This window comes from Pseudomonas sp. OVF7 (assembly GCF_030644265.1).
GTDB classification, from domain to species: domain Bacteria; phylum Pseudomonadota; class Gammaproteobacteria; order Pseudomonadales; family Pseudomonadaceae; genus Aquipseudomonas; species Aquipseudomonas gorinensis.
Genome location: NZ_CP128996.1, coordinates 6283252 through 6298656, shown reverse-complemented (window position 1 = coordinate 6298656; position 15405 = coordinate 6283252). Strand labels below are relative to the sequence as shown.

Below are 15405 nucleotides of genomic sequence, written 5' to 3'. Positions count from 1 at the left end.
TCAGTTCTGTATTTGCCTGTTTGGCCATTACTGCTAACGTCCCCAAAGCTCCGCTTTCTATAGCAGCACGCTTTTATAGCTGCAGCGGCCGGACACACTCAGGTAAGAGGACAAGAATAATGCAACCTGATTTCTGGAATGACAAACGCGCGGCGGGTGTCCCCAATGACATCGACCTCACCAGCTACAAGTCGGTGATCGAAGTCTTCGAGCGTTCCTGCAAGGCTTTTGCCGACCGTCCGGCGTTCAGCAACATGGGGATCACGCTGACCTACGCCGAACTTGAACGCCAGAGCGCGGCGTTCGCCGGCTACCTGCAACAGCACACAGACCTCAAGCCCGGCGATCGCATCGCGGTGCAGATGCCCAACGTGCTGCACTACCCGGTTGCGGTGTTCGGTGCGCTGCGCGCCGGGCTGATTGTTGTCAACACCAACCCGTTGTACACCCCGCGCGAGATGCGCCACCAGTTCAAGGACGCCGGCATTCGTGCCCTGGTCTACCTCAACCTGTTCGGGGCGCGGGTGCAGGAGGTCTGCACTGATACCGAGATCGACTACCTGATCGAAGCCAGGATGGGCGACTTCATGCCCGCCGCCAAGGGCTGGTTGGTCAACACCGTGGTCGACAAAGTGAAGAAGATGGTGCCGGCCTATCACCTGCCGCGTGCGGTGTCGTTCAAGCGCGCGTTGCGCATGGGCGCGGGGCAGGGTCTGATCCGCCATCCGGTGAGCCTCGACGATATCGCCGTGCTGCAATACACCGGCGGCACCACCGGCCTGGCCAAGGGCGCGATGCTCACCCATGGCAACCTGGTGGCCAATATGCAGCAGGTGCGCGCGTGCATGTCGCAGATTGGCGAAGATGGCCATCCGCTGATCAAGGAAGGGCAGGAGGTGATGATCGCGCCGCTGCCGCTGTACCACATCTATGCGTTCACCGCGAATTGCATGTGCATGATGGTCTCCGGCAACCACAACGTGCTGATCACCAACCCGCGCGACATCGGCGGCTTTATCAAGGAACTGAAGAACTGGCGCTTTACCGGGTTGCTGGGGCTCAACACGCTGTTCGTGGCACTGATGGACCATCCGGACTTCAAGAGCCTGGATTTCTCCCACCTCAAGCTCACCAACTCCGGCGGTACCGCGCTGATCAAGGCCACGGCCGAACGCTGGCAGCAGATCACGGGCTGTACAATCGGCGAGGGCTATGGCCTGACTGAAACCTCCCCCGTTGCCAGTACCAACCCCTATGGCAAGCAGTCTCGTCTGGGCACCGTAGGTATCCCGGTGCCGGCCACGGCGATGAAGGTGATTGATGAAGAGGGCGTCGAGTTGCCCCTGGGCGAGCGCGGCGAGCTATGTATCAAAGGTCCGCAAGTGATGAAGGGCTACTGGCAGCAACCGGTCGCCACCGCCGAGACCCTGGACGCCGAGGGTTGGCTCAAGACCGGCGACATCGCGGTGATCGACGCCGATGGTTTCATCCGTATTGTGGATCGCAAGAAGGACCTGATCATTGTCTCGGGTTTCAACGTGTATCCGAACGAAATCGAAGACGTGGTGATGGCCCACCCGGCGGTGGCCAACTGCGCGGTGATCGGCGTGCCGGACGATCGCACGGGGGAGGCGGTGAAACTGTTCGTGGTGGCGCGGGCCGAGGGCGTGAGCCTTGAAGAGTTGAAGAACTACTGCAAGACCAACTTCACGGGGTACAAGGTGCCCAAGCATATTGTGCTGCGCGAGTCGTTGCCGATGACGCCGGTGGGCAAGATTTTGCGGCGTGAGTTGCGCGATATCGCCTGATTGGAATTGGGCTCGACAATGTGGGAGGGGGCTTGCCCCCGATGGCGATGTATCAGTCACCAAATGTGTTGGCTGAACCATTGCTATCGGGGGCAAGCCCCCTCCCACATTGCTGTTTATCGCCTTGAAGGGCCTATTCCAGAGCCTTTTTCTGGGTGATTTCACCCTTGTTTAGAGTGTGACCAAATATTGTAGGACAGTCATGATTATGACTGTAGGGCCCTCTTTTGGATCTAGTCGGCCCTTGGCAAAGCTGCTACTCTCGGCGCGCTTTGTGACCTCTCGGCCTGCTTGAACGCGCCAGACTCACCTAAAAAAACATACACCAATAATAATCGCATCAAATGCGATGATGAATTCGCGTCGCTGAGGAGTGGGCTTCCATGAACGTAGACTTTTGGAAGGATAAGTACCCCGCCGGGATTGCTGCAGACATCAATCCAGACGAGTATCCAAATATTCAGGCGGTACTGAAACAGTCCTGCCAGCGCTTCGCCAACAAACCGGCTTTCAGCAACCTGGGCAAGACAATCACCTACGGTGAATTGTACGAATTGTCCGGCGCGTTCGCCGCGTACCTGCAACAGCATACCGACTTGAAGCCCGGCGATCGTATCGCCGTGCAACTGCCCAACGTCCTGCAATACCCGGTCGCCGTATTCGGCGCTATCCGTGCCGGCCTGATCGTGGTCAACACCAACCCGCTGTACACCGCGCGGGAAATGGAACACCAATTCAACGATTCCGGCGCCAAGGCCCTGGTGTGCCTGGCCAATATGGCTCACCTGGCGGAAAAGGTCGTGCCCAAGACCGCCGTCAAGCATGTGATCGTCACCGAGGTTGCCGACCTGTTGTCGCCGTTCAAGCGCCTGCTGATCAACAGCGTCATCAAGTACGTGAAGAAAATGGTCCCGGCCTATCACTTGCCCAAGGCGATCAAGTTCAACGAGGTGCTCGCCAAGGGCCACGGCCAACCGGTCAACGATGCCAGCCCGGCCAGCAGCGATGTGGCCGTGCTGCAATACACTGGCGGTACCACCGGCGTGGCCAAGGGCGCGATGCTTACCCACCGCAACCTGGTGGCCAACATGCTGCAGTGCAAGGCGCTGATGGGGTCGAACCTCAACGAAGGGTGCGAGATTCTCATCACCCCGCTGCCGCTGTACCACATCTACGCGTTCACCTTTCATTGCATGGCGATGATGCTGATCGGCAACCACAACATCCTGATCAGCAACCCGCGCGACCTGCCGGCGATGGTCAAGGAACTGTCGAAATGGAAGTTCAGCGGCTTTGTCGGCTTGAACACGTTGTTCGTGGCGCTGTGCAACAACGAAGGTTTCCGCAAGCTGGACTTCTCTGCACTGAAAGTCACCCTGTCGGGTGGCATGGCCCTGCAGCTGGCGGCGGCCGAGCGTTGGAAGGCCGTGACCGGTTGCAACATCTGCGAAGGCTACGGCATGACCGAGACCAGCCCGGTGGCGACGGTCAACCCGATCCAGAACATTCAGATTGGCACTATCGGCATTCCGGTGCCGTCGACCCTGTGCAAAGTCATCACCGATGACGGCGTCGAGTTGGCCCTCGGTGAAGTCGGCGAACTGTGCGTCAAGGGCCCGCAGGTGATGAAGGGCTACTGGCAGCGCGAAGACGCCACCGCGGAGATTCTCGACAGCGAAGGCTGGCTGAAGACCGGTGACATCGCGATCATCCAGCCGGACGGTTACATGCGCATTGTCGACCGCAAGAAGGACATGATTCTGGTCTCCGGCTTCAACGTCTACCCCAATGAACTCGAAGACGTGCTGGCGACCCTGCCGGGCGTGCTGCAATGCGCGGCCATCGGCGTGCCGGACGAAAAATCCGGGGAGCACATCAAGATCTTCATCGTGGTCAAGCCGGGGGCGACCCTGACCAAGGACCAGGTGATGGAGCACATGCGCGCCAATGTCACCGGCTACAAGGTGCCCAAGGCCGTGGAGTTCCGCGATGCGTTGCCGACCACCAACGTGGGCAAGATCCTGCGTCGTGAGTTGCGCGATGAAGAGCTGAAGAAACTCGGTCTTAAAAAGTAACGTAACCCAAATGTGGGAGGGGGCTTGCCCCCGATGGCGGTGTGAAGTCAACCGATTCAGTGACTGACACTCTGCTATCGCGGGCAGGCCCCCTCCCTCATTTTTTTTTTGCCGCGTTCCTACAGGGCGAACTGCGCGAAGTTGACACCGGCACCCGCCGGACGCACATCCTTCAGGAACGAATCCTTGTCCGCGCTCAGCTCCAGGGTAATCTCCGGCTTGCGCTTGCCCGCATTGCGCACCACCAGCCCTTCGAGCTTTTCACGCAGGAATACCGTCGGCACCTTCAGGTGCAGCAACTGGTCGGTCTCGGCGTTGTGCATCAACAGGTGAATCCACTCGTACTGGCCCACGGCAATCCGCGCCACCGGCAAGTCGAACCACCAGATATTGCGTTTGCGGTCCAGGTCGGTGAAATGGCAGTTGTTGACGCCGAGAACGGCACCGCCCAGTTCCTGGTTTCTGCGGGCGATGGCCTGTGCTTTATTGAGTTTCATAACCTTCCTACGGGATCTGTTATTCAGCGTTATAGCCTGAATGTGCCGCGCATTCTCGTGGGTTGGCCGCAAAACATAAAGCCAAACCTGCGCATGGCGATGAAATGCCCACCGAAAAATAATTGAAACTCTGCCGAACAGCCCCCGGTCAATCTTTAGGTAATGACCAAAACCCTTGATTGTTCTTTCGGAGGCATACCATGAGCAGCACATCGGATAAGGTAAAAGGCGTCGCGAACGAAGCTGTCGGCAACATCAAGCAAGGCGTCGGCAAAGTGACCGGCAACGATAAGTTGCGTGCTGAAGGTGTCATTCAGGAAAAGAAAGGCGAAGTGCAGAAAGCCGTCGGCGACACCAAGGATGCCGTCAAAAAAGCGACCAAGTAAACCTGAATCGCTGGCTGTGTTCCTTCAGCCCAACGGCCATCCACGGATGGCCGTTTTTATGTGCGGCGGTGCAACTAAATTCTTGAAATTGTTTCAAAGTCGCCAGATAGGCTACTTTGATGTAGAAAACGCCCCCTGAGTCGCCCCTGAACTCAACCTTTTTGCGGCGAAAGGAGACGCTATGATTTTTCCGGTACTCGATGGCCTCAAGCTGCACACAGTGCTGGTGCGCACGGTCAAGGAATTCGTCAACGACGAGATGTCGACTTACGCCTCGGCACTGGCCTACCAGATGCTGTTTTCCTTGTTTCCGTTCCTGCTGTTCCTCATTGCCTTGATCGGTTTCCTGCACCTGCCGGACTTTTTCACCTGGCTGCGCCTGCAGTCGGAACTGGTGTTGCCGCCCCAGGCCCTGGAGCAGGTCAACCCGGTGATCGACCAGTTGCAGCAGTCCAAGGGTGGCCTGCTGTCGGTGGGTATCGTGATTGCACTATGGACCGCCTCGGCCGGCGTGCGCTTGATGATGAGCGCGATGAACGCCGCCTACGACGTGGTCGAAGGGCGGCCGATCTGGAAGCGGTTTCCGTTGTCGATTTTCTACACCGTGGGCATCGCCGGCATGCTGCTGGCCGCCGCTGCGCTGATGGTGCTCGGGCCGCAGGTGATGGAGTGGCTGGCGGGGCAAATCGGTATGCAGGAATTCGTGGTCACCTTGTGGACCATCCTGCGCTGGCCGCTGATCGTGGTCCTGCTGATGTTCGCTGTGGCCCTGATGTACTACGTGATGCCCGATGTCGAGCAGAAATTCCGCTTTATTACCCCAGGTTCCGTGCTGGCGGTGGTGGTGTGGATCGTCGCGTCCCTGGGCTTTGGCTACTACGTCAAGACCTTCGCCGACTACAACGCCATGTATGGCAGTATCGGTGCAATCATTGTCCTGCTCCTGTACTTCTATATTTCTGCTGCCGTGTTGTTGCTCGGTGCGGAGATGAATGCCGTGATCGAACACATGTCCGCCGAAGGCAAGGACCCCGGCGAAAAGGCATTCGATGCACACACCCACGTGAGTGAGAAACAGCACGTCTCTGGCCTCGGCCGAGACCATTCCAAGCCCACCCCTGACGAAGTCTGATCGATGATCCGTGAAATCCTGAAAATGGGCGACGAACGCCTGCTGCGTATCGCGCCACCGGTCCCGCCGGAAATGTTCGACAGCCCCGAGCTGTGGCAATTGATTGACGACATGTTCCAGACCATGGAGCACGTCGGCGGCGTCGGCCTGGCCGCACCGCAGATTGGCGTCGACCTGCAACTGGTGATCTTTGGTTTCGAGAGCAGTGAACGCTACCCGGACGCTCCGGCCGTACCACAGACGATCCTGATCAACCCGCTGATCACACCGCTGAGCCCGATACTGGAAGAGGGCTACGAAGGTTGCCTTTCCGTACCCGGCCTGCGTGGCGCGGTAGACCGTTACCAGCAGATTCGCTACGAAGGTTTCGACCCCAAGGGCGAGCCGATCGTACGTATCGCCGAAGGCTTCCACGCGCGCGTGGTGCAGCATGAATGCGACCACCTGATCGGCCGGCTGTACCCGTCGCGGATCACCGACTTCAGCAAGTTCGGGTTTATCGAAGTGATGTTCCCGGACATGGACCCGACGGCCGACGAATAACCTCGCCGATACCCACAAATCCCTGTGGAAGGGGCTGGTTTGCCCCCGCCACAGGGGGGCGGCGGTGAGTCAGATCATTTGGCTGGTTTGACGAACCGCAACGTCATCCGGTCCGATTCGCCAATCGCCACATACCTGGCCTTATCCTGCTCGCCCAGCTTCAACGTCGGCGGCAAGGTCCAGACGCCGCCGGCATAGTCCTTGGTGTCCTTCGGGTTGGCGTTGACCTCACTCTGCCCGGCCAGTTTGAACCCGGCATCGGTCGCCAGCTTCACCACCTGCGCCGTGGTCAGGTAACCACTGTCCTTGATGGCGTCAAGGTTTGCGCCGTCCTTGGCGCGATGGTCTTCCACCCCCAGCACGCCACCCGGTTTCAACACGTTGTAGAACCCGCTGAAAGTGGCCTCGGCGGTATCGGCCAACACCCAGTTATGCACATTGCGGAACGTCAGCACTGCATCCGCCGAAGCGGGTTTGCCGAACACCGGGGCCTTGGGATCGAACTCGACCACTTCAGCCTTGGCGTAGCGCGCCGGGTCGGCGGCGAATTTCTTTTTCAGGTTTTCTTCCGACGTGCGCGCGTAGGCACTCACACTGGGGGCCTGCACGGCGGCGATGTAGTGCCCGTGGTCCTTGAGCAGCGGTGCGAGAATCTCGCTGTACCAGCCGCCACCTGGGGTGATTTCGATCACCCTCTGCTGGGCGCCCAGGCCAAAGAACTCAAGTGTCTGCTGCGGATGGCGATAGACGTCACGCGCGCTGTTGGCCGGGTCGCGCCAACTGCCGGCCAGCACACTGGCGTATTGCTTGGCGGTAATCGGCGCGTCGGCGGCCTGGCTGAAGGTTGGCGCGAGGAGGGCGGTGAGGGACAGAGCTGCAAGCGTCGTTTTCATGATCATCCTGTAGAGGGCTTCTGTGCCGTCGAGGCTAGCATGGGCCCAGTGTCGGCCGATCACACATTATCCGAGGTCGACCTCACCAAAGGTTCTAAGCCCATCGCAATCATCGGCTTGTTACGCTTGTAGCGCACCAGTCGTTCGCTGAGGGATTGCGGCAACAGCGTGTCCTGGGTAAAGCCCATGCGCTGATAAACGCCTTCCAGCTCCGGATGACAGAGCAGCCACACGGTGCCTTCCACATCTGCCACCGCCGCACCGATCAAGCGGGCTGCCAGACCCTGGCCGCGATACGCCGGGTCGACAAACACGCCCGTCAACCATTGCCCGCCAACCACGGGCGTGAGGCACAGGCCGGCGACAATCTCGCGGCGGCGCGCCACCCACAGACGTCCGCCCTTGAGCGCCTTCATCGACGACTGGTGGCTGCGATAAAACTTGTTCAGCAGCGGCCACAGGGGCTCTGCCAGCAGATCGATGGTCAACTCGGGCATGGTCTTCAGGCAGCGTAATCACGGGCCGGGGATTATAAGCGCCTTCTGTAGGGCAATAGGTGGTATACCCAGTGTTACATCCCCTGTAAGTGGAGCACGCATCATGGCCAAAGGTATGGATTCAAAGAAAGCCGCGAAGAAGAAACCGGCAAAAACCGCCGACGAAAAACGCGCCGACAAGAAAGCCAAGAAAACCGACACAGGTCTGTTCGGTCACTGAGTGACAAGCTTATAACCCAATGATCTGCCAGATTTTCCCGCCTCATTGCACAGAGCAGGAAACACCTGCTCTGAGCTGCCGCACGCCCCCTCTACCAGAACAGCGCACGGCCTCTGTGCCGCATGCAGCCCCCCCAGTCATTGCAGGCGAGCCGGTGCCACACTGGCGTCTATTTCAGATCATGAATTTTCGGCGGCCAGCGCGGCGATGACCGTTGGCCGCTCGCCCACCCGCTGTTGAAACGCCGCCAGCGCCGGCCACTTGCCCAGATCAATGGCGTGAAACCCCGCCCAGCGCAGCACCACGAACAGGTAGGCATCCGCTACTGAATAGTGCGCGCCTAACAGGTAATCCTGGTGCTCCAGGGTCTGCACCAGCACCGCGAAGCGCTTGAACAGCGTGGCCTGGAACGAGGCTTTGACCTCGCCCTGAATCGCATTGTTGAAAAACACTGCCAACCCACCATGAATTTCAGTCGCAATAAAATTCAGCCACTCCTGCAAGCGCACGCGCTCCCAGCTGCCATTGGCCGGGGCCAGGCCCGCGTCGGGTTTGAGGTCGGCCAGGTATTGCAGGATCGCGCTGGCTTCGGTCAACACCTGGCCGTTGTCCAGTTGCAGCGCTGCCACATAGCCCTTGGGGTTGATCTGCAGGAAGTCCTGGCCATCGGCAGTGGTTTTGGCCTGGTTATCCACGCGCACCAGGTCGAACGGAAGCGCCAATTCGCGCAGCACGATATGGGGGGCGAGGGAACAGGCATTGGGGAAGAAATACAGTTTCATCTGTGACAGCTCCGTTGAATTTGCGCCAGTCTCACCGCCGTGGCACCTTGCGTAAAATTAAACCTTCGGATCCCTGCCATAAGGACAGCGACTGTCATGATGAACCTGATGCACTGGCGCCTGCTGGTGGCGGTGGCCGATCACGGCAGCATCACCGCCGCCGCCGGACATGTCGGCATGACCCAGTCCGCCGCCAGCCAGGCCATGGCTGGCATGGAGGCGACGCTGGGTGCTCAGTTGTTTACCCGCGAGCCGCGCAAGACCTTGCCCACCGCCCTGGGGCTGAGTGTGATCGAGCAGGCGCGGGTGATGCTCGGGGCCTTGCAGGCGATTCGCAGTACTGTGGATGAGGCCAGGCCCATGCTGCGGGGGACGATTCGCATCGCTAGTTTCCCCATGGTGCTCGCGACCTTTCTGACGCCGTTTTTGCAACGTTTCCGCCAGTTATATCCCGGTATCGACGTCACCACCCTGGATGTTACCGATAACGAGGTGCTGACCCTGCTCGAGGCCGACCTGATCGACCTGGGCGTGGTGCTCAACCCCAAGCCCGAGCGCCAGGCCACCATATTGGGCCGTGACTGCTGGATGGCAGTGCTGCCGACGAACCATCCACTGGCACAACGCCCGGCCGATGCAAGCGTAAGTCTTGAGGAACTGTTCGAACAAGCCTTCGTGCTTGCCACCGGTGGTTGCAGCGCCAATGCCCGCAGCCTGGGCGCCGCGGTAGGGCTGACCCTGCGCGATATCCGCGTGGAAGTCCGCGAATGGAGCAGCGCCTTCAGCCTGGTACGCGAAGGCGTTGGCGTGACGCTGGTGCCGGAGATGGCCCTGCCGGTCGAGCGCCAGGGTTTACGCGTGATGCCGCTGACAGCGCCGCGGTACCGCGAGTTTGCCCTGGTCGGTTCACCCAACCGCCCACCTTCGGCCGCCGCCGACGCGTTGTTGAAGATGCTGGCTGAACGTTGATGCGCTTGAATCCACCAGGGGGCGATGGATCAGTCGCCCAAGGTTGAGACTGACACCCAGTGATCGGGAACCGGCCCGCTCGCCATCAGGGGGCCGGTTTGCTGTACGACAGCGCCAAGTCGCAGACAGGGTTTGCCTTGCGCGGTTGCTTAGATCGCCGCGAGGGTGTCTTTCACCGACTGCGCCTGGGGCGCCGCGGTCTTCGCCGCTACCTGCTGCTCTTGTTGTACTTTCACGCGCTCAGCCACCTGCTTGGCGATCGCATCCTGTTTTTCCTGGGGCATGGCCTGCACTTGTTCCTCGGTCAACCCTTGCTCCTTGAGCAACTGCTCGCGGATACGTTCGGCCGGGGTTTTGCTCATGTAATCGGTGAAGTCTGCGCGTGCGCTGCTGGTGGTGGAACCGGCGGCGGGTACATCCGTGGTCGCCGGAGTGGCTGCCGTGCTCGCTTGCAACTGCACGCGGGTCTTGGCGAAGGCTTCGTCGATGCGATCGTTGGCCTTGTCCAGTGCCTTCTGTACAACTGGCACGGTCACGCTTTGCTGCGCCGCTTGCAGGGCGCCGCTGTATAGCGTGCTGGCGGCGGCGTTGGCGGGGTCCATATCGGGGCGCTTGAGCTGTTGGACGGTCGATACGGCTTGAGTGTTGTTGTTAACCAGCATGATGGTTCACCTGGGGAAATGTACGGTGCCTCAGGTGGAGCAATTAGCGTGCCGGGCAGCATCACCCCGGTTTTACTGGGGCGCGCACGGCCGTCGCGGCAATAGTTGTCCCGTCGACGGCCAATCGTTGCCGTCAGTGGGCGATATTTTCCAACGCCAGATTGCGCGTACGCGGCCCGAACCAACTGATGGTGATCATCACGATCAACATGCTGCTGGCGATAAACGCCAACACGCCCGGGGTGCCCAGGTGTTCGAGGATAAAACCGATCAACAGGCTGCTGAACACCGTGGACAAGCGGCTGAACGAATAACAGAACCCCACCGCCCGCGCGCGGATATTGGTCGGGAACAGTTCGCTCTGGTACGAGTGATAACTGAAGCTCAACCAGGCATTGCAGAACGTGATCATCACCCCGCAGATCACCAACCCTACCGCCGTGGTCTGCAGGGCGAACAGGCTACCGAAGATCATCGCGCCCATGGCCGAGCCGACAATCTGCCATTTGTTTTCAAAGCGGTTGGCCACCTTCACGAACAACAACGGCCCCAAGGGGTAGGCGAGCGTGATGATAAAGGCGTACAGCAAGCTGTGGGTCACGCTGACACCCTGGCCCGAGAGCAACGCCGGCAGCCAGTTGCCAAAGCCGAAAAAACCGATGGCCTGGAACACATGGAACACGATCAGCATCAACGCACGGCGGCGGTACGGGGGTTGCCAGATATCGGCAAAGCGGCCGCTGCCTTGCACGCTGACGGTTTCCGGTTCGGGCTCATCCAGCGGCTGGCCGTAATCCTTCTGACAGCGGGCTTCGAGGTTGTCCATGATCGCACTGGCTTCGCCGAAACGACCTTTCTGCGCCAGCCAGCGCGGTGATTCCGGCAGGCGCTTGCGCAGTTGCCAGATAAATAGCGCAAACACTGCACTCGACAGCACTACCCAGCGCCAGCCGGCGACGCCGAACGGCGCCTGGGGCACCAGCCACCACGACATCAAGGCCACCGCCGGCACCGACAGGAACTGGATGAAAAACGCAAAGGCGAACGCCGAGCTGCGCATGCGCTTGGGTACCAGTTCCGACAGGTAAGCGTCGATGGTGACCAGCTCGATGCCCAGACCGATGCCCACCAGGAAGCGCATGCAGATGATGCCCAGGGCGGACGTCTGGATACCCATCAACACCGTGGCGACGGTGTACCAGATCAACGCGAAGGTGAAGATCGCCCGGCGCCCGAAGCGGTCGGCGATGGGGCTGAGCAGGCTGGCCCCGAGGAACAGGCCAAGAAAGGTCGCCGAGGCGAACGCGGCCTGGTCGGAGAAGCCGAATACACCGCCGCTGCCGGTGGCAAAGATGCCGTCCTTGATCAGGCCCGGGCTGATGTAGGCGGTCTGGAACAGGTCATACAGCTCGAAAAAACCGCCAATCGACAGCAGCGCCACCAGGCGCCAGATACTGGCGACAGCCGGCAGGCGGTCGATGCGCGCGCTGATATGGGCGGCACGGACCGGGTCGATGCCGTCCGTGGCAGAGGCAGTGAGTGTCGACATGGGGCAGATTCCAGGGGCAGTGAAGTGGAATCTTAGCCTGCTAACGGAAATCGCCGCTTGTGAAGTTGCCCGCGATGGCACGCCGATTCGCTGATTTATTGCGCGTCGGCGTGGTGTTTCAAGGTTTTATGGCGTGTGCTCAGAAGGTGATCGGAATTTCAAAGGCCTGGAACGCGTCATCCACCGGTTGATAGCCCAGCACGCGCGTGGTTTCGCTTAAATCCAGGCGCTTGAAGCGGTTATTGGAGATGCCATGGGCGATCAGGTGTTTGACCCCGGCTGTTTCCACTGCACGTTGCAGCAATTGCACCGCGTCACGGGGGCTAAGCCAGGCGCTGAGGTCGCGGGCGTTGCGCAGGTCATGGGCCTCGGGGAATTCGAAGGCGCCGATGCGCAGGGCGATGGTCGATAGCGGGGTTTTCGCTGCGTAATAACCGCATAACGCCTCGCCGTAGCATTTGCTCACGCCATACAGGTTGGCAGGCAGCACGGGCATGCCGGGGGTGATCTGGCGGTCTACCGGGTAGCCTTCGATGGTCTGGGCGCTGCTGGCAAATACCAGGCGCTCCACGCCTGCGGCCACGGCGGCTTCGAACAGGTAGGTGGTGGCGAGGATATTGTTGGGCAGCAACTCCTCGAACGACGCGCTGGCGTGGGGGATGCCCGACAGGTGCACGATCACGTCGATGCCTTCGAGCAGGGCGGTGAGGGTGGAGCGGTCGCTAAGGTCGGCGTGTACGAAGCGGTGGTCACCCAGGTCGAAATCCGGCGCGACGCGGTCAGTGAGGATGAAACGGTAGCGGTCTTTCGAAGCCTCGAAAAATGTCTTGCCGATTCTGCCGCAAGCGCCGGTGAGCAGTACGTTGAATCCTTTCACGTGCTTGTCCTTGTGCTTAATTGTGACCGTCGAGGGCGAAGGTCTTGAAGCCGGCGTGCTGGCTGAGCCGCTGGTAGTACGCCGCAATGGCGGGGTAGGGCGGCCGCTGCATGGGCGTCATCTGCCAGCGATGCACCGAGAGGCCGATCAGGATGTCGGCGAGGGTGAAATCATCGCCGGCCACGTAGGCGCCGGTTTTAGCCAACTGTTGTTCCAGCAGCCCCATCTTGTCGTTCCAGGCCTGCACGCCGGCTGCGATACGTTGCGGGTCCTGATGGTCGGGGCTATTGCGCACCAGCGCCTGGAAGGCATAGCCCCAGGACGGGTTGAGTTCGGTCGCCTGCCAGTCCATCCACTGCTCGACCCGCGCGCGCGGTGCGGGTTCGATGGGCAGCAGGTCGTGGCGTTGGTAGAGGTTCACCAAATAGCGGCAGATGGTGTTGGATTCCCACAGCACGCCGTGGTCATCGATCAGTACCGGTATTTGGGCATTGGGGTTCAGGGCCAGGAATTCGGCGGATTGGGTGGGTTTGAAACCGATGCCCCAGTCTTCGCGCACGTAGTCTATGCCCAGTTCCTGGCAGGTCCACAGGACTTTGCGCACGTTGATCGACGAGGTACGGCCCAAGATTTTCAGTGAGTGTCCCATGGTGCTTTCCTGGCGGTGGAGAGTGGTTAATCTAGCAGGGGCCAAGTAGGCGCGGTTAAAAAATGTGGGAGGGGGCTTGCCCCCGATAGCGGTGATGACGTCAGCCTGTCTGTAGCCGACCCACTGCCATCGGGGGCAAGCCCCCTCCCACATTTTTATCCAGTAGGGCCTTAGCAGCGTGGTGTGTGCTGGTCCATGGCTTTGCCCACCAGCAACACGCTTAGTTCGCTCAATTGGTGAATGGCCAGGGCAACATCACGGTGTTTGCCGGTAAGGTCATCAGACAGGTCGAGCAGCAAGGTGCTGACGGAGCACACGGTTTCGTAACTGTTGATCAGCAGGGTTTCGGTGGGGACATCGGGGATGAGCGTGAACAGCGTAGTCGGGGGATTGACGCTTTGCATGGTTGAAGTACCTGGCTGTGCCAACACCCTAATCGCTACTAAACGAATGGGTGGCAGCTGTACGCAGGTTAGTAGACCGGTAATCCCACACAAACCCGGCGCACCCGAAGGCGCCCTACGCACAGCCACCATGGTTGGCTTATGCATATGTGTGGAGAGCTTCAGGCTACTAAACCCGATCACCGAGAAATTCAGCGACCGGCAAACCTTAAAGATCACCCCTCAAGCGCACAAGCCGGCGGATTCTGACGTAAGCGTAGGCAACCGGGCAAGGCGCTTACCGCAATGTCAGCCTCATCCTACAGGCGTCCTACGTGCTTTCCCGCACCTGCAATTCAAACCCCATATCCACTACCGGCTTGGCGATCCTATTGCCCGCCATGATCGTCAACAAATGCTCCGCCGCACGTCGACCGATCGCTTCCCTGGGGGTGCTGATGCTGCTCAAGCGCGGCACCATGAAAGACGACGCTGGCAGGTCGTTAAAGCCCAGCACGGCCACGCGCTCCGGCACGCTGATGCCATGGCGCAGGGCTTCCAGCAGCGCACCTTGCGCCAGGTCGTCGTTGCCGAAGAAGATTGCGTCCACATCCGGGTGCGCCGCCAGCAATTGCAGGAACAGCTCGCCACCCAGGCCGACCGAGGAAGGGCGCGGTGTCAGCAGTTCCAGCGCCGGGTCGTACATCCCCGCTTGTTGCAACGCCCGGCGGAAACCCTCGCCGCGCAGCAGGGTACGTTGGTCCAGTTGCGCACCGATATAGGCCAGGCGCTTGCGCCCACGGGAGAGCAAATGCGCCGCTGCCGTTTCACCTGCGGCCAACTGTGAGAAACCCACGCAGTTCACGCCCGCATTAGGGTCCAGATCCATCATGTACACACAGGGCACATTGCTGGCCTCGACCATCCGTCGCGCGCTTTCGGTGCGATCGAACCCGGTCAGCAGCAACCCCCGTGGCTGGTAGGCCATGTAGTTGCGCAGCAGGTTTTCTTCTTCATCGCGCGAGTAATGGGAGTTGCCGATCAGTACTTCGAACCCCTTGGGCCGCAGTACCTGATGGATGGCTTCGAGGGTTTCGATAAACAGCAGGTTGGACAACGACGGCACCAACACCACCACCGAATGGCTCTGGGCCGAAGCCAGGGCACGGGCGGCGGGGTTGACCACATAGTTGAGTTCGGCGGCGGCTCGCTGCACTTTTTCCACCAGTTCGGTGGCCACGGTGCTGATGCCGCGCAGCGCGCGCGAGGCGGTAATCGGGCTGACGCCGGCCAGGCGGGCGACTTCATTGAGGGTAGGGCGACCGGTGGTGCGGGTATTTTTATCGTTCTTAGAGGTCATCAGGCGGCTTGCCAAACAAAAATCGAGGCACTAAGGTAGCGCTGTCTCCAAAAGGCTGCAAATTATTGAACTTTGGGTTGCCTGATCCGGTTCAAATGATTGGAGCGGATGCACGCGTCACTC

Annotated in this window: 16 protein-coding genes; 6 read left to right on the top strand and 10 right to left on the bottom strand. The window is 60.1% G+C overall.

What is annotated here, in order from left to right:
- The first annotated feature begins 119 nt into the window (after positions 1-119).
- Positions 120-1808 (top strand): long-chain-fatty-acid--CoA ligase FadD2, encoded by a 1689-nt coding sequence (gene fadD2, locus QU606_RS28635; RefSeq protein ID WP_304997879.1) that lies wholly within the window; start codon positions 120-122, stop codon positions 1806-1808.
- A 383-nt stretch (positions 1809-2191) separates the two neighbouring features.
- Positions 2192-3883, top strand: coding sequence for a long-chain-fatty-acid--CoA ligase FadD1 (gene fadD1 / locus QU606_RS28630; protein ID WP_024077076.1), 1692 nt, complete (start codon positions 2192-2194; stop codon positions 3881-3883).
- 119 nt (positions 3884-4002) lie between these two features.
- On the opposite strand, the gene QU606_RS28625 is transcribed toward fadD1, so the two are convergent.
- The gene (locus tag QU606_RS28625) at positions 4003-4380 is read right to left on the bottom strand and encodes a hypothetical protein (protein WP_024077075.1); all 378 of its coding nucleotides are present in this window, start codon (positions 4378-4380) and stop codon (positions 4003-4005) included.
- Between the two features lie 200 nt (positions 4381-4580).
- Between QU606_RS28625 and QU606_RS28620 the strand changes: the two genes are divergently transcribed.
- The 3 genes from QU606_RS28620 to def all read left to right on the top strand — a co-directional run bounded on the left by QU606_RS28620 (position 4581) and on the right by def (position 6441).
- A complete protein-coding gene (locus tag QU606_RS28620; RefSeq protein WP_024077074.1) occupies positions 4581-4766 on the top strand; it encodes a CsbD family protein in 186 nt (61 codons plus the stop codon).
- A gap of 181 nt (positions 4767-4947) precedes the next feature.
- Entirely contained in the window at positions 4948-5898 is a 951-nt protein-coding gene (locus tag QU606_RS28615) for a YihY/virulence factor BrkB family protein (RefSeq protein ID WP_024077073.1), read from the top strand.
- Positions 5899-5901: 3 nt separating this feature from the next.
- Complete coding sequence (def, locus tag QU606_RS28610) at positions 5902-6441, top strand: peptide deformylase (protein ID WP_024077072.1); 540 nt, start codon at positions 5902-5904, stop codon at positions 6439-6441.
- 74 nt (positions 6442-6515) lie between these two features.
- Here the strand turns inward: def and QU606_RS28605 are convergent, their stop codons facing one another.
- The 3 genes from QU606_RS28605 to gstA all read right to left on the bottom strand — a co-directional run bounded on the left by QU606_RS28605 (position 6516) and on the right by gstA (position 8833).
- Positions 6516-7334: a class I SAM-dependent methyltransferase gene (locus QU606_RS28605; RefSeq protein ID WP_069076888.1), complete on the bottom strand. Its 819-nt coding sequence runs from the start codon at positions 7332-7334 to the stop codon at positions 6516-6518.
- A 59-nt stretch (positions 7335-7393) separates the two neighbouring features.
- Positions 7394-7831: a GNAT family N-acetyltransferase gene (locus QU606_RS28600; protein ID WP_024077070.1), complete on the bottom strand. Its 438-nt coding sequence runs from the start codon at positions 7829-7831 to the stop codon at positions 7394-7396.
- 399 nt (positions 7832-8230) lie between these two features.
- On the bottom strand, positions 8231-8833 hold the full coding sequence (gstA, locus tag QU606_RS28595; protein ID WP_024077068.1) for a glutathione transferase GstA: 603 nt from the start codon (positions 8831-8833) through the stop codon (positions 8231-8233).
- 96 nt (positions 8834-8929) lie between these two features.
- Between gstA and QU606_RS28590 the strand changes: the two genes are divergently transcribed.
- A complete protein-coding gene (locus QU606_RS28590; RefSeq protein WP_304997878.1) occupies positions 8930-9802 on the top strand; it encodes a LysR family transcriptional regulator in 873 nt (290 codons plus the stop codon).
- 149 nt (positions 9803-9951) lie between these two features.
- On the opposite strand, the gene QU606_RS28585 is transcribed toward QU606_RS28590, so the two are convergent.
- The 6 genes from QU606_RS28585 to QU606_RS28560 all read right to left on the bottom strand — a co-directional run bounded on the left by QU606_RS28585 (position 9952) and on the right by QU606_RS28560 (position 15285).
- Complete coding sequence (locus tag QU606_RS28585; protein ID WP_024077066.1) at positions 9952-10464, bottom strand: hypothetical protein; 513 nt, start codon at positions 10462-10464, stop codon at positions 9952-9954.
- Positions 10465-10597: 133 nt separating this feature from the next.
- On the bottom strand, positions 10598-12013 hold the full coding sequence (locus QU606_RS28580) for an MFS transporter (RefSeq protein ID WP_102625304.1): 1416 nt from the start codon (positions 12011-12013) through the stop codon (positions 10598-10600).
- A 139-nt stretch (positions 12014-12152) separates the two neighbouring features.
- A complete protein-coding gene (locus QU606_RS28575; RefSeq protein WP_304997877.1) occupies positions 12153-12890 on the bottom strand; it encodes an NAD(P)-dependent oxidoreductase in 738 nt (245 codons plus the stop codon).
- A gap of 16 nt (positions 12891-12906) precedes the next feature.
- Entirely contained in the window at positions 12907-13539 is a 633-nt protein-coding gene (locus tag QU606_RS28570; protein WP_024077063.1) for a glutathione S-transferase family protein, read from the bottom strand.
- 170 nt (positions 13540-13709) lie between these two features.
- Positions 13710-13943: a DUF6124 family protein gene (locus QU606_RS28565; protein ID WP_150296001.1), complete on the bottom strand. Its 234-nt coding sequence runs from the start codon at positions 13941-13943 to the stop codon at positions 13710-13712.
- 310 nt (positions 13944-14253) lie between these two features.
- Positions 14254-15285: a LacI family DNA-binding transcriptional regulator gene (locus QU606_RS28560; protein ID WP_304998657.1), complete on the bottom strand. Its 1032-nt coding sequence runs from the start codon at positions 15283-15285 to the stop codon at positions 14254-14256.
- Positions 15286-15405: the final 120 nt, after the last annotated feature.